Genomic DNA, 13,026 nt, shown 5'->3' with positions numbered 1-13,026 from the left:
TATGCTCGTCCCGGGCTTCCTGCCGACGCGCTTCGTCGGGAGTCTTGTTATGCTGAAGACGGAAGCCCAAGTATTAGAGATGCGCAAAAGGAGAATGTCAAATGAATCAAGTCTTATTCGTCAAAGCCAACTGCCGTTCCCTCTATCAATCGGTAAGCGTAAAACTATATCATGCGTTTTTGGATACTTACCGGAAAGCCAATCCGTCCGAACGGGTGATTGAGCTTGATTTATACCAGGAGGATCTGCCTTATTACAACGATGTGATGCTGGACGGGATGGCCAAGCGGCGTCAAGGAGCAGAGCTGTCACCGGCGGAAAAGGAAGCGGTCGACCGCGTGATGCGTTTCCTCGATCCGTTCGTCGCAGCGGACAAGATCGTGTTTGCTTTTCCGATGTGGAATCTGACGGTTCCTGCCGTTCTGCATACGTATATCGACTATGTGAGCCAGCCGGGCATCGCTTATCGTTACACGCCCGAGGGCCCTGTCGGCATGCTCGGCAACAAAAAGGTCGCGCTGCTGAATGCCCGCGGGGGAGTCTATTCCAGCGGTCCGGCGTCGGATCAGGAGATGGCCGTGAACTGGATGATTCACAACCTGGAGCTGTTGGGCATTCAAGACATCGTCACCGTCATCGTGGAAGGCCATGATCAATATCCGGAGCATCGGGAGCGCATGATTGACCAAGGCATAGCGGCCGCGATGAAGACGGCTGCAGCCTTCTAGGAGGAGGAGTAGAGAGATGATGGCCTACCTGGACGATTCGCTGCTGTGGCTTCTGCTGAAGCTGGGCAGGGAAGATGAGCCGGTTCCCGCCAACCTACTGGCTGCTAGAGATGTCGCGCAGATGGGAATCTACCATCGCATGTATTAGCCTAAAATAAGGACAGAGCCTTCATGATTCGTCATGAAGGCTCTGTCTCGGTTAGGGCGTCACGCTCGTGAATGGCGGACGAACTGCTCTACGAAGTAACGCGGCTGGAGCGGTTCTCCCGTAGCCTCCCGCAGCTTGTCGTTCCAGGACAGCGCCGCCCCGCAGGAGAAGAAGCGCGCCTTCAAATAAGCGCCGGTCTCCCGAGTATACATAGGCCGTGATATATTGGCCTCGATATAATGCTGCACTTGAGACGCAGTCAACTCTCCCAATATGTAATTCTGATAGCTGAACGGAGCGAGCGAGAAGTGCATCTTCGCCGCCCAGTCCGGATAATGGGTATGCTCGGGCGGCTGGAGATGCTGAATCCGCTGGACAAGCTGCCACCAGCGCTCATTCAGTTCCTTCCCGCTGCCGGAATGCTCGTACAGCTCGCGCTCGAACAGGGTGAACACGAGGTACCAGCGCATGCTGACCAGCATATCCCGGCGCAGCGCCTGCTCGATCGAGGCTTCCTCCCTCATGAATGCGGCATGCGGGCGATTCTCGAAAATGTACCGTTTAATCCACTCGGACTGCTTCGTCATTCTGCCGAACAGCATCGCGATCCCTTCGGTTGTCAGCGTATGGGCAGGCTTGCGCAGCAGGAACGGCAGCGACGGATCGATATATTTGTCATACGCCGCATGGCCGAACTCGTGCAGCATCGCGCTCAGCCAGAACTCACTGGCATCAATGCTCATCATGATGCGGGGCTTGCCTTCCCGGCCCATGCTCGTGCAATAGCCGAACGGGTATTTGTTGTCCCGCGGATACAGATCGCTGGCGTCCATAATATCGCCGATCTCCAACCCCATATCGCGGAACGTGTTCAGGACGAAATCCTCTAACCGCCGTCCCTGCAGTTCGTCGTTCATGCTCCATTGGCCTTGGGGCGGGGCGCCTTGGAAAAAAGGATCCGTATAATGCCATGGCCGAAGCTGGTCGCGCAGAATGCCGAACCGGCGGCAGGTATCTTCGTCAATCTCCCGCTTCACGGACTGATAGGGCTCCTCGCTTAACTCCAGAAGCTCATTGAAAATCGCGAACGATTCCTCCACATCCAGCTCCTGCAGCGCATAGCTCATCTGATAGTAATTGTCGTACCCAAGGGAGCGCGCTTCCCGATTGCGCTGCTCCACCAGCGCAAGAAGCTGGTCTTCGACCCGGACCGCAATCTGCTTGGTGGCCAGCCAGGCCCGCTTGCGCAGCTCCATATCCGGGCTGTTCTCCAGTATCGATCGCAGATCGTTGTTCGAGACCGGCTTGCCGTCCAGCGTGGGACGGTAGTTATTGAATACATCGACAAGCTCTTTCGTCATTGCAGCCGATTGTTCGGCAAGCTCCGGCTCCAGCTGCTGCTTGCCGAACATGGCGAACAGCTCATCGAGCTGGCGGCGCTGGAGCGGGGACAGGTTCGGAAGCGCTCTGTACTTCTTGACTTCCTGGAATTGCTCCGTGTCCGAACAATAACGGCTCCATTCGTTCTGCGCTTGCTCCAGCCGGTCATTCCATTCCTGATCGCCGGTAGATGTGACTTTCCAGCCCATTTCGTAAATCCGGGAAAGCCGCTCATTCACCGCTTCGTTCTGTCGTTTTAAAAAAGCTTCTAACTCCATCAATGGACCTCCATTCGAGCGATAAGTAGAGTGCCTCCCTTGTCCCGCACATCTGGGGGAGAATGGGAACCTGATCGGAACGTAATCAAAACTCCAATATTTCCCTTTATATCATACGAAGGATGGGCGTTCTCCGCTGAATTTTGACTTTTATGTGAAAGAGACAAGAATGCCAAATAATCGGAAAGTTATTATAGCTGCGTAAGCTGTTAGGCCTGTGCTTGATGGTCTTGGCGTTAAGCTTGCGCAAGGACCGATTGGAGTCTTGGTCAAAAAACGGATTGACGCACGATGAAAAGCGATCTAAAATGAAGCAGTCGTTCAGTCATTTAGTAAATTAGTGATTAAGTTATCGAGTAAATGAAAAGGGGGAAGGAAGATGAAAATACCAACGACTTTAAAAGTCAAGCCTGTTGTTGTGGCAGAAAACGATGAGCAGGTTGACGGACGACTCGCCCGAGACACGGATGTAAAAGGTCGCTGGCTCATTTTCGCGAAGCATCCAAATATGAGCATTTATATGACTCGCAGGACCCCGTCATCGACCGGGTTGGCCTGCAAGGGGATGTCATGACCGTGGCGATATGCACTGACAATGAGAGGATAAATGAAGATATTAAGCTGTTCAGCCAAGCTCTGAGCGACGACGATGAGATGATTGGCGAACGTTTGCGCACGTTATCAAAATTAGTAAAGGATATGGGGTATTAACATGTTTGCCAATCGTTATGTTCGAACAATTATCTTTTCCCGGGCGCTGCTGCAGTTGGGAATTTGGATCCGGAATTATGCGGTACTTCTTTATGTTACCGAATTGACGAACAATAATCCGGTATATGTCTCCCTGATTTCGGTTGCGGAATTCTCGCCGATCTTTCTCTTCGCCCTTATCGGAGGTACCTTTGCCGACCGATCGCGGCCGAAGCGGACCATGGTATGGAGCGATCTGCTGTCCGCCTTGTCCGTTGTGGCTGTGCTGCTTGCTCTTATGGGCGGCGGATGGACTGCGCTTCTCATCGGCTCATTTATTTCGGCCAGCCTGTCCCAATTTTCTCAGCCTTCGGCCATGAAATTGTACAAACGGCATGTACCCGTTGAACAACTGCAGGGCGTGATGGCGATGTCCCAGACGCTTGTCGCTGTTTTTACGGTCTTGGGTCCGGTCATCGGCACGTTTATTTTTATACAGTTTGGAATTAAAGCTTCCCTGATTCTGACGGCCGGTCTGTTCCTGGGATCTTCCCTTGTATTAGCGTCGCTTCCCCGTGACGCGGAGGAACCGAAGTCTGGGGATACCGGCGGATTCATGAAGGAGTTGACGGCCGGGCTGCGCTATATCGGGTCGAGTCCATCCTTAAGAACCCTTTGCTTGACTTTTTCGGTTATCGGATTGGCGTCGGGACTAACTCAGCCGCTTCAGATCTTTCTCGTCATTGAGAAATTGGGACAGGAGAAACCATTTCTGCAGTGGATGGTGATGACCAATGGGGCAGCCATGCTGGCAGGCGGAATTGCCATCATGGGGATAGCCAAAAAGGTGAACCCACAGTTGATGCTCATGTTGGGCTTGCTTGTCACTGCCGTCTGTACGATGGGAATAGGCGCGTCTACGATGATCTGGCTGACCATTGTTCTCTTGGTAATCAGCGGATTGGTATACCCTTGCATTCAGGGCGGAATCCAGACGCTTATTCTACGGAACACAGAAGGGGCATTTATGGGCCGGGTATCCGGTGCGATCATGCCTGTATTTATGGGGATGATGGTGACTGGCATGTTCCTGTCCGGCTATCTGAAGGATATGTTTTCCCTGCTGGCGGTGTATGTGATGAGCGGTATCTTGATTATTGCCGGTTCGATTTTGCTGCTCCCTATCGTTTTTGAGAAAAGAAGAAATGTGGAGAGAGGTCCGCGATCATAACGGTGAAACGAGCAGTAATCGGCGCCTTGCAAAATGGATGAGGCAGAAAAATCCTGCCTAAACGGTAAAACCTACGGGAACAGGAATATAATGCGTAAACCAGGCTGTTGGAAAACCCCTGTTTTTTTCGGAGGGGTGATTACCTAATCGAAACTTGGCATTCAGAACGTCATCGCCTTCTGGAGACATCATAATCTCCTGGGGTTTTAACGTGTGGAGGGAATTGCTGCTATTTTACAGGAATTTCAGCTCAATGAGTCCACATTTCGAGGAATTGCTGCACAGCTACATCATTTTTGGACCTTTTGAGCTAAGTCGAAGAGAAAGGGGTGAAATTGCTGCAGTTTTACAGGATTCCCTTTCTGGTGAAGTCGTCCCTACCGAATTGCTGTATTTTATACGAAAATAAAAACGTTGAAGTAAGCACGACAGCCCTTTCAAAATGTATGAATAGAACTTTTTCGGGCCATTATTACTCTAAGAAAGCAAAAAAAGACTCACCCCCCGAAAATGATCACATCATTTTCAAAATTTAGCTTGTTTCGTTTTCAGTTAGTTGAAGTGCAAAGCCCAGCTCTTGGAGTTTCTTTACGTAAAAATTAGCTGTTCTTTGTTTAGACATGCGTACCTGCATGTCTATTTCTTTGTATGGCGTTCCTTCTTTCATCATGGCATAAATGATCTTAATTAAGAGATGTCCGGTTGCTACGCTTGCTGTTTTTTCGCCTCGTCGTTTCCGTATCCGTCTAAAGTGCTCACCTATTCGATTCCTTGACCTGTAATTTGCCCATGCCGCTTGCGTTATGCTACGTTTCAGATACTTGTTCCCTTGCAGGCATTTCCGGCTTTTCTTGCGCCCCGCGCTCTCATTATTACCTGGAGATACCCCTGCCCATGAGGTGAATTGCTCGACCGTGGGAAAACGCGTGGCGATATCCGGCCCCATTTCTGCAAATATAGCGGAAGCGCAAGACTTGTCAATTCCGGGAATGCTGTCTAAACACTCAATCTCTTTTCGATAAGGCTCAAGCTGTTCGTCGATTAATGATTCAATTTCTTGCAGTTCTGCTTCCTCGAACAGCAGGTGCTTCCAGTGTGCACGCATCATAACACGATGATGTCGCCGTAGCTGACCATTCAGAGCTTCAACTAACTGAGGCACTTTTGTTTTTAGCTTGGTTTTGACAAGTTCGCGTACGTCATCTTCTACGAGCACTTCTCCGTCCATGAGCTTTTCCAGAAGCAGACGCCCGGATACGCCGAACAAATCGCTCATAAAACTCGTAAGCTTGATGTTTCCGTCTTGAAGAATTTTATGGATACGATTCTTCTCAGAAGCAATGGTCACCACGATTCTCAGACGATACCTCGTTAGATCTCGTAAATCCCGCAAATGCTGCGGCAACACCACGCTTGGTTGAATGAGACCACAACGATGAAGTTGTGCAATCCACTCCGCATCTTTCTTGTCTGTCTTACGCCCTGGTGTATTCTTGATTTGTTTAGCGTTTGCCAACACTAAATAGCAGCTAGACTCTAAAATATTCCATACCGGTTTCCACAGCACACCTGTGCTCTCCATGGCTACTTCTTTACACTCATGTGCGTTAAGCCAATCTTGAAGTCGGAGTAGTTCGGTAGTCGTTGTTCCAAAGCTTTCGATGACTTTCTTGGGCTTGGATTCTAAATCCCCGTAAAGGATACAGGCAACTACTGTTTTTTGATGGACATCTAATCCGCAACAGCATTCGCGTACGGCATCCATGCTTGCACCTGCTTTCATGTGTACTAACAAATCATGCGATCTGAATAAAGAAATTTTATACACGCACTTGGGTGTGCATTGGGCGGTTCTCGCGATCGCAATTGGACGGTTTGTGCAACAGGGTCGTACCCCAATAATACAGTCGTCCTTGGATTTGTTAGTCTCATGATTACCATCTACAGTAACTTTAAAAGTTTACATCTACCTATTTTCATTCTGGGGGGTGACGTCGTAGACGTCATGGGGGTTTGTGCAGGATTTTGCCTACTGAATCAACGTGTCTTGAGAAACCGTGCAGTTTTCAGGCACTCGATCAGATAAAATTTTTCTACTGAGAGACAAGTCCTGATGAAGTGCCCAAAAATCCTCTGGACTTTCTCAACAGCCTGATTTTCGCAGTTTTCGGCAGCTCGATCCATGGAAGCGGGGTGGATGACCGAGACAAGTTCATTTCAGTGGAGATTCCGATGTTCAAGCTTGTGGTCGTGACCGGTCCGTCGGGTTCCGGGAAGTCGACCTTGGCGATGGATACGCTGCAGCGGGAATGTCAGCGCCAGTATATGGAATCGATAAGCTGCCCGGAACAGACTCGGGCAAGGAAGAAGGACCGCCGCAGGGGGCTCTAAAATATGAAGCAACCGAGGGAGGAAGTCGAACGGCGGTATTGAAATAAAAGGTAATCATGATCGGCAAGACGATGAATTTTTATCCGTTTTTGTGACGTAAGTAATGATAATGAAGCGGGAAATAGATTACCATTCAATATTAACCAACTTTTTCTGAGAGGAGTGAGATGCATGGTTCGTGCGCAAGTCTGGCCCGAGTGTGATGAGGATATTAAGAAATTCGTGCTAACGCTGGTTGAGCGGCTGCGAGAGGAGCTCGGAAACCGGCTAATCGGGATATATTTGCACGGGTCGCTGGCGATGGGCAGCTATTACCGGCCCAAGAGCGATATCGACCTGATTGTCGTCGTAGATGAGCGACTAGAAGCTGCCAAGGCGGAGGCTGTCGGTCTTGCTATCGCGAACGAGGCATCCAACAGCCCTGTGGCTGGCAAGCCGGAGCTCAGCGTCATTACGGCCCGCACGGCCAGGGACATCCCGGTGCCCGTTCCCTTTGAAGTTCATTATAGTGCGCAGTGGCATGACAAGATTCTCAATCAAGATGTGAACTATGATGGAGAACGGACCGACAGTGACCTGCTGTCGCATCTCACGTATGTTACACAGCGCGGCATCTGTCTGTATGGAACACCGATATCCGCTGTGTTCGGAACCGTAGAATGGGCGCATTTTATGGAAGCGGTGCGGGATGACCTCAACTGGATTCTTGAAGATGAGCATATCGTAGATACACCGTTTTATAGCGTATTGAATATATGCCGCGTGTTCCAGCTGTACGATGAGAATAGCCAGACCGTGCACAGCAAGGATGAGGGCGGGGAATGGGGGCTGAAGCATTTGCCGCTAGACTATCATCCATTGATTCAACAAGCGCTTGATGTCTATCGTTCCGCGGAGCCGGTGAGCGATGAACAGAGAAAAACGGGCGGAAAGGTATGGAATCGCGCCAATCTGCTTGCATTCCGGGATTATGCCTGCGCTGCGCTCCAGGACGGTTAAATTCACGGCGTGACAAAACACGGTCCATCCGATATGATGTTCGATGTTCGCAAGTACGGCAAATTGCTCCCTGGATCCTTCCAGGGAGCAATTGCTTTGTCCGGGATTGCGGAGGGAGTGCTACAGCGGAAGAGTGAAATAGATCCCCAAGCCTCCCAGCGGATTGCGGTACGCGTGAATTCTGCCGCCGTGAGCTTCAATCATGCTCTTGCATGTGGCTAAGCCCAGTCCGCTGCCGCCGCCAGCGCGGGAGCGGGATGGATCGACCCGGTACAGCTTGTCGAATATCCGTTCCAGTTCCTCGTCAGGCACGCCTTCGCCATTGTCCTCGAAAGCGATGCGCAGGCTGCCGTCCTGAAGCTCGCAGCTCAACCGGAGATGGACCGGTGGACTGACGTAGATCAGCGCGTTATGCACGATGTTCGCAAACACCCGTCTTATTTTCTTCATATCCAATTCCACCTGGACATCCTCAGGCACCTGACAGGTCCATTCCAGCCGGGCTTGATGCGCTTGCAGCTCTTCTTCATACTCTGTGCAGATGCTCTGGATGAAGCTCCGCACATGGACGCGCTCCGTCGCGATTTTGAGCGTGTCATGCTCCATGTCGCTGAAGGCGGAAAAATCCTCGACCAGCTTTTCGATATCTTTCGCTTTCCGGTGAATAATCCGGTAATAGTCCTCTTTTTTGGCCTCGGTCAGCGTCTTGCTTCCGGACAGCCGTTCCACATAGCCGATAATGGAGGTGAGCGGCGTCTTGATGTCATGGGAGACGGCCGCGATCATATCGACCTGTTCGTTATGCGACGTTTCCAAGCGTTGTCCCATTTCCGCGAAATCCTTCATCAGCTCGCCGATCTCGTCCTGGCGCCGCTCCAGCTTGGGAAGCTTCATATTTTTGAAATGAAACGTCTTCATATAGGTATGAAGCAAAGTGAGAGGCTTGACGATGTGGCTCTGCAAATAAAAAATGAGCCCGATTACCGAGAGTACGAGTACGGCAATGACCAGCAAGAGCAGGCTCTTCATCGGCTTCACCTGCTCGTACCAGTCAGGGTATTGGAAGTCGATCAGATAGACGGCTTCGCCCTGAATCCGCACGACTTCCTTGGTTTGGAAGAGAGCGATGCCTTCCCTTTGTTCCGCCGCAGCCGCGATTTCCCGGCCATCGATATCCGTCATCGTCATCTGGATGCCTTGCGTCGCGGCTTCCGTCCGGATCAAGGAGGCGATGGCTCTCTCGTCGGGGTACAGCGCCACGATATCCTCCATCAGCTGTTGCCGATATTGGGCATTTTCCTTGCCGATGATCTGTGTGCTCTCCATAAACTTATCCGCCAAGTAGAATTGATAATAACCGAAGGCGAAAGCGCCGTTAAGCAGGGCGACAATGAAAAAGGCGAGAACGATTTTGGTTTTGATGCTGAATGTCAAGGAGCCAGTCCTCCCGTAAATTTATAGCCTACACCCCAGACCGTAACAATGAGCCGGTTCTCCGGATCGATTTTGTTGCGGATATTTTTGATATGGACGGTGACGGTATTCATATCGCCCAATTCGCTCTGTCCCCATACGGCGTCATAGATTTGCTCCCGGGACAGCACTTTATTGTGGTGGTCCGCAAGGTAAGACAGGATTTGAAATTCTTTGGTGGACAGATCGATCTTTACGCCGTCCTTGATTACCTCGTAAGTGTCCTTGTCTATGATAAGATTTCCGTAAATTCGCTCCTGCCGGCGCGCCTGGCTGCGATGGTCTCTTCGGATATGGGCCTTCACCCGGGCCACCAGTTCATCGATGCTGAACGGCTTCGTAATATAGTCATCCGCTCCGATCTCGAAGCCGACGACCTTATCCAGGTCGCGGCTCTTGGCCGTGATGAATACGATCGGGGCCGTCACACGGTCCCGAATGGTGCGGCATATCTCGATCCCGCTCCCGTTCGGCATCATAATATCGAGCAGCAGCAGCGCATAGGAGCGATCCTTCGTCAGCTCCAATACGTCCTGCCCGGAATAGGCCTTGACGGTTGCAAAGCCTTCGTCTTCCAGGCTGTCGGCAATCAAATCGACGATCTCTTTATCATCATCGGCAATTAATACGCATGGCTTCGTCATCTGTTATTCCTCACTTTGCAGCTATCCTTTCCCCTTCTTACTGTAAGCGATAAAACTATAAAAAGAATAAAGCGATAATGAAGAATTGTGAAACGGGCCGGGGCATGCCTTCATAATTTTTCACATTTCTTTTATTCGGGCTTCAGAAAAAGTTGCTATTGTTGTATTGTACCGCAACGGGCAGGGGATAGCGACTGCCCTGCGGCACCTGACCATTTCACATAAAAACGGTTCTCTTCTGATTGCAATAATGTTATTTTAAAATATAGCTGGCATGCTGGCCATATGACGATTGGATCTGTGGGATAAGTCATAGTCATGGTGAAGGGGAGCCGTCTTCCTGATTCGTCTATTGATTCGATCGCCCCGGATCCGCGTTAGGTTACCTTTCCATTCCGAAGAGATCGAATAGAGAGGAAGGATAGGGCGGAGAAGGATGCAAGCATAAATAAGTGGATTTCCGGATAGGAGCAAAGTATGTTTCAGCAAATCATTGATTTCTTCATGAATTATGGAGCCTGGGGATTGTTCATCCACTCGTTCGCCGATGCGGTTATTTTTCCGATACCCGCTTTCTTCCTGCAAGTGTCGCTTAGCTTGCTCGATCCGTCTAACGCGCTGTGGCTGGCGACGATCGGCTATATCGCCTGTCTGCTCGGCACGCCAATCGGCTATCTGATCGGCAAGGGGCTCGGCCATTCCATTATGTACAAATTTCTCAAAAAGGAATGGGTCGATTCCGCGACCGAGATGTTCAAGAAGAGAGGAGAGGCGGCCATCCTCATCGGTTCGTTCACGCCGATTCCTTTTAAAGTGTTCACGATTTTGTCCGGCTGCCTCAAGTTCCCATTGTGGCGCCTTATCGCTTATGCTGCGCTCGGAAGAGCGGTCAAGTTCTATGCCATCGGCTTATTGTTCTACCTCTATGGCCGTTCGGCAGAAGGGATGGTTCATAAGGTCTCTCTGTATATATTCCTTATCGCCGTCCCGATCATTGTCGTATTTCTGCTGCTTCGCAAAAGGTATCTCAAAAGAAAGGAAGCGGCCGCTGCGCAAACTATCGAGCAATCGAGCAACAATATCTGATAAAACATAGCCGGCACCGGATGTCTACCGGGAAGCCGGCTTGTTTGTTTTATGTACGAGGAAGGCTTAGAGCCGCACGGAATCGTCGGCGCGCGATCAGAACGGCTGCCATGCTCAAGGCCGCATAGATGAGCAGCAAAGCGGGCAGTGACAGCAGATCCAAGGTCATCCCCGTGAAGATGAGCGAGACTTGAATGGTCGTCGTTTCGATCATCCGCTTGAAGGAAAAGAATCGGCCTAATGCGTCTTTTGAAATCAGGACCTGGGCTTCCATGTTGGACAGCGGGATGAATAACCCGGAGGCCAGTCCAAACAGCGCAAATGCGGCCAGTTGGAGCGGCATATTCGCAGGAATCAGGGCAAGCATACTGACAATGACCGCAAATGCGCCGGCAAATAAAATATTGCTTTTTCCCCATCTTGCGGTAAGCCTCTTCATGAATACCCCCGCCACGAGAATGGAGGTACCTTCCACCGCATAGATAATGCCTTTTAAGCTGTCCATCTGATGCTGCTCGCTGATCTCTATCGTAAATAAGTTCAGGCCGCCGATGAACAAAAAGGGAATGCATGTAAGGATTAATATGTTCGGTACGGCAGGCTCTGCCTGCATAAGCTGAAACAGCTCGGAGAAGGCCGGCTTTTGGCGGTTCTTATTCGTATGCGGATGGGGAGCATGCTCCATGCGCAGCATCAAAGTTAATGCAATTAATAGGAGATAGATAAGGCCGGACAAAATAAAGATATGCTCCAGCGAGATGAACGTAATTAAAACTCCGCCCAGAGCGGTTCCGAGTATTCTGGCCACGGTAGCCAAGTTGAAATTGAGCATGTTGGCTCGCATGAGCTGCCGTTCCGGCACGAGAGCGGGAATGACGGCATTGATCGTTGGAAAATAAAACGTTGACGCGATGACGATGATCATTTGAAAGGCAACCATAAACCAGACGTTAGAGCTCCAAATGGCCCACATCATTAACGCGATGGCCAGCATTCGGATGATCCCGCTGAACAGCAAGATTCGCTTGGGATGAAAGCTGTCAATGATTCTGCCCGCATAGGGGGACAGGAAGATTCCGAATAGGGCTCCCGACACCAAAATCGCGGATTGGTAAAAGCGTGAGTCCAACGTTTCGCTTAAAAACTGCAGGCTGCCGATGGTGCCAATCCAAGCGGCTGATTCCGATACGAACACGCCGCTGAGAAGGAGCCACATATTTTTGCTGGATGTCATGAACCTTCCTCTTCCTTTCCGAACACAGATGGACTGCTGTCTTGCCGTTGAAACGCGATGAGCGTCATCATGTACGGTTTCGCATCGGGTCCTGGCGTCTGTTCACTTCCCTTGAAATGCTTTTTATATAATTCTTTAAACTCCATGAGAAAGCTGGTGAAGTCCGCCTCCGTCGCATGGAAATGATAGGTGGATGCAATATTTTTTCGGATCTCCTGATTATTTGCGCTCAATTGAAATGTCTCGGGCGGCGCTTGCTCAATCTCATTGCGGGTCGTTAGCACTGTCTCTAAAAATACTTGTCGTGATGTCTCAATCAGCTCGTGGCTCGGAAGCAGGTCGTCGCTTGGAATAAATCTCCGGGCGATCGAACGATAAAATTTCTGCATAATCCCGTTTTTCTCTTCCTCTTTCACGATTTCGATAATCCCGTGCTTCTCCAATTCCTTGAGATGAAAATAAATTTTCGTTTTTGGGATTTGAAGCAGTTCTGCCAGCTGCTGCCCGGTGTATTCTTTTTTGATCAGATTCATTAATATTTTGGTTCGCAGCGGATCGCTGATGATCTTCAGCTTCTCCAGCGAATCAATGATAAACAGGTCCTGCTGTGTCATTACATTCACTCCTTATTAAACATTCAAATTTATTTGACCATTCAAAAATAACATACAACCATGTTGGGATCAAGCTTCTTGGATTCATAAAAATACCCGTGAAGAAGCTCACTTTGGTGATCAAAGTGTT

General features: G+C 50.2%; 12 protein-coding genes and 2 pseudogenes. 8 read left to right on the top strand and 6 right to left on the bottom strand.

Going from position 1 to position 13,026, the window contains the following annotated elements:
* The first annotated feature begins 101 nt into the window (after nt 1-101).
* Nucleotides 102-728, top strand: coding sequence for an FMN-dependent NADH-azoreductase (locus tag NNL35_RS18375; protein WP_006675938.1), 627 nt, complete (start codon nt 102-104; stop codon nt 726-728).
* A gap of 16 nt (nt 729-744) precedes the next feature.
* The gene (locus NNL35_RS30430; protein WP_274380363.1) at nt 745-876 is read left to right on the top strand and encodes a hypothetical protein; all 132 of its coding nucleotides are present in this window, start codon (nt 745-747) and stop codon (nt 874-876) included.
* 59 nt (nt 877-935) lie between these two features.
* On the opposite strand, the gene NNL35_RS18370 is transcribed toward NNL35_RS30430, so the two are convergent.
* Nucleotides 936-2,534, bottom strand: a complete 1,599-nt coding sequence (locus NNL35_RS18370) for a M2 family metallopeptidase (protein WP_006675939.1) — start codon at nt 2,532-2,534, stop codon at nt 936-938.
* A 379-nt stretch (nt 2,535-2,913) separates the two neighbouring features.
* Here NNL35_RS18370 and NNL35_RS18365 point away from each other — a divergent pair.
* From NNL35_RS18365 to NNL35_RS18355, 3 genes and pseudogenes are all read left to right on the top strand, one after another.
* Nucleotides 2,914-3,245: pseudogene (locus NNL35_RS18365) on the top strand (DUF6530 family protein).
* Nucleotide 3,246: 1 nt separating this feature from the next.
* Nucleotides 3,247-4,455 carry an MFS transporter gene (locus NNL35_RS18360; RefSeq protein WP_006675942.1) on the top strand — a complete coding sequence of 403 codons (1,209 nt, stop codon included), beginning with the start codon at nt 3,247-3,249 and terminating at the stop codon, nt 4,453-4,455.
* Nucleotides 4,456-4,708: 253 nt separating this feature from the next.
* Nucleotides 4,709-4,864, top strand: coding sequence for a hypothetical protein (locus NNL35_RS18355; RefSeq protein ID WP_254553639.1), 156 nt, complete (start codon nt 4,709-4,711; stop codon nt 4,862-4,864).
* A gap of 123 nt (nt 4,865-4,987) precedes the next feature.
* Here NNL35_RS18355 and NNL35_RS18350 read toward each other — a convergent pair whose 3' ends face one another.
* A complete protein-coding gene (locus tag NNL35_RS18350) occupies nt 4,988-6,220 on the bottom strand; it encodes an IS110 family RNA-guided transposase (RefSeq protein WP_254552890.1) in 1,233 nt (410 codons plus the stop codon).
* A gap of 413 nt (nt 6,221-6,633) precedes the next feature.
* On the opposite strand from NNL35_RS18350, the pseudogene NNL35_RS18345 reads away from it, so the two are divergent.
* Together NNL35_RS18345 and NNL35_RS18340 are read left to right on the top strand one after the other, a co-directional pair.
* Nucleotides 6,634-6,825: pseudogene (locus NNL35_RS18345) on the top strand (hypothetical protein); the annotation flags it as partial.
* Nucleotides 6,826-7,017: 192 nt separating this feature from the next.
* The gene (locus tag NNL35_RS18340; RefSeq protein ID WP_006677970.1) at nt 7,018-7,845 is read left to right on the top strand and encodes an aminoglycoside adenylyltransferase domain-containing protein; all 828 of its coding nucleotides are present in this window, start codon (nt 7,018-7,020) and stop codon (nt 7,843-7,845) included.
* A gap of 120 nt (nt 7,846-7,965) precedes the next feature.
* Here the strand turns inward: NNL35_RS18340 and NNL35_RS18335 are convergent, their stop codons facing one another.
* On the bottom strand, nt 7,966-9,279 hold the full coding sequence (locus NNL35_RS18335) for a sensor histidine kinase (RefSeq protein WP_006677969.1): 1,314 nt from the start codon (nt 9,277-9,279) through the stop codon (nt 7,966-7,968).
* Complete coding sequence (locus NNL35_RS18330; RefSeq protein WP_006677968.1) at nt 9,276-9,962, bottom strand: response regulator transcription factor; 687 nt, start codon at nt 9,960-9,962, stop codon at nt 9,276-9,278. The genes NNL35_RS18335 and NNL35_RS18330 overlap by 4 nt, the downstream gene beginning before the upstream one ends.
* Before the next feature lie 477 nt (nt 9,963-10,439).
* Here NNL35_RS18330 and NNL35_RS18325 point away from each other — a divergent pair, with 477 nt between their 5' ends.
* Entirely contained in the window at nt 10,440-11,048 is a 609-nt protein-coding gene (locus NNL35_RS18325; protein WP_006677967.1) for a YqaA family protein, read from the top strand.
* Between the two features lie 49 nt (nt 11,049-11,097).
* Here NNL35_RS18325 and NNL35_RS18320 read toward each other — a convergent pair whose 3' ends face one another.
* Both NNL35_RS18320 and NNL35_RS18315 read right to left on the bottom strand, forming a co-directional pair.
* Nucleotides 11,098-12,282: an MFS transporter gene (locus NNL35_RS18320; protein ID WP_006677966.1), complete on the bottom strand. Its 1,185-nt coding sequence runs from the start codon at nt 12,280-12,282 to the stop codon at nt 11,098-11,100.
* Complete coding sequence (locus tag NNL35_RS18315) at nt 12,279-12,896, bottom strand: winged helix-turn-helix domain-containing protein (RefSeq protein ID WP_006677965.1); 618 nt, start codon at nt 12,894-12,896, stop codon at nt 12,279-12,281. Before NNL35_RS18315 ends, NNL35_RS18320 begins: the two co-directional genes overlap by 4 nt.
* Between the last annotated feature and the right edge of the window lie 130 nt (nt 12,897-13,026).

It is taken from the genome of Paenibacillus dendritiformis (assembly GCF_945605565.1).
In the GTDB taxonomy this organism is placed as follows: Bacteria; Bacillota; Bacilli; order Paenibacillales; family Paenibacillaceae; genus Paenibacillus_B; species Paenibacillus_B dendritiformis_A.
Note: the sequence above shows the minus strand (reverse complement) of the source record. Positions and strands in the feature narration are given on the sequence as shown.

Bases quoted from the DNA above. Each gene is read 5' to 3' on its own strand.
- NNL35_RS18375 (WP_006675938.1), top strand. From the start codon at position 102: ATGAATCAAGTCTTATTCGTCAAAGCCAACTGCCGTTCCCTCTATCAA.
- NNL35_RS30430 (WP_274380363.1), top strand. From the start codon at position 745: ATGATGGCCTACCTGGACGATTCGCTGCTGTGGCTTCTGCTGAAGCTG.
- NNL35_RS18370 (WP_006675939.1), bottom strand. From the start codon at position 2,534: ATGGAGTTAGAAGCTTTTTTAAAACGACAGAACGAAGCGGTGAATGAG.
- NNL35_RS18360 (WP_006675942.1), top strand. From the start codon at position 3,247: ATGTTTGCCAATCGTTATGTTCGAACAATTATCTTTTCCCGGGCGCTG.
- NNL35_RS18355 (WP_254553639.1), top strand. From the start codon at position 4,709: ATGAGTCCACATTTCGAGGAATTGCTGCACAGCTACATCATTTTTGGA.
- NNL35_RS18350 (WP_254552890.1), bottom strand. From the start codon at position 6,220: ATGGATGCCGTACGCGAATGCTGTTGCGGATTAGATGTCCATCAAAAA.
- NNL35_RS18340 (WP_006677970.1), top strand. From the start codon at position 7,018: ATGGTTCGTGCGCAAGTCTGGCCCGAGTGTGATGAGGATATTAAGAAA.
- NNL35_RS18330 (WP_006677968.1), bottom strand. From the start codon at position 9,962: ATGACGAAGCCATGCGTATTAATTGCCGATGATGATAAAGAGATCGTC.
- NNL35_RS18325 (WP_006677967.1), top strand. From the start codon at position 10,440: ATGTTTCAGCAAATCATTGATTTCTTCATGAATTATGGAGCCTGGGGA.
- NNL35_RS18320 (WP_006677966.1), bottom strand. From the start codon at position 12,282: ATGACATCCAGCAAAAATATGTGGCTCCTTCTCAGCGGCGTGTTCGTA.
- NNL35_RS18315 (WP_006677965.1), bottom strand. From the start codon at position 12,896: ATGACACAGCAGGACCTGTTTATCATTGATTCGCTGGAGAAGCTGAAG.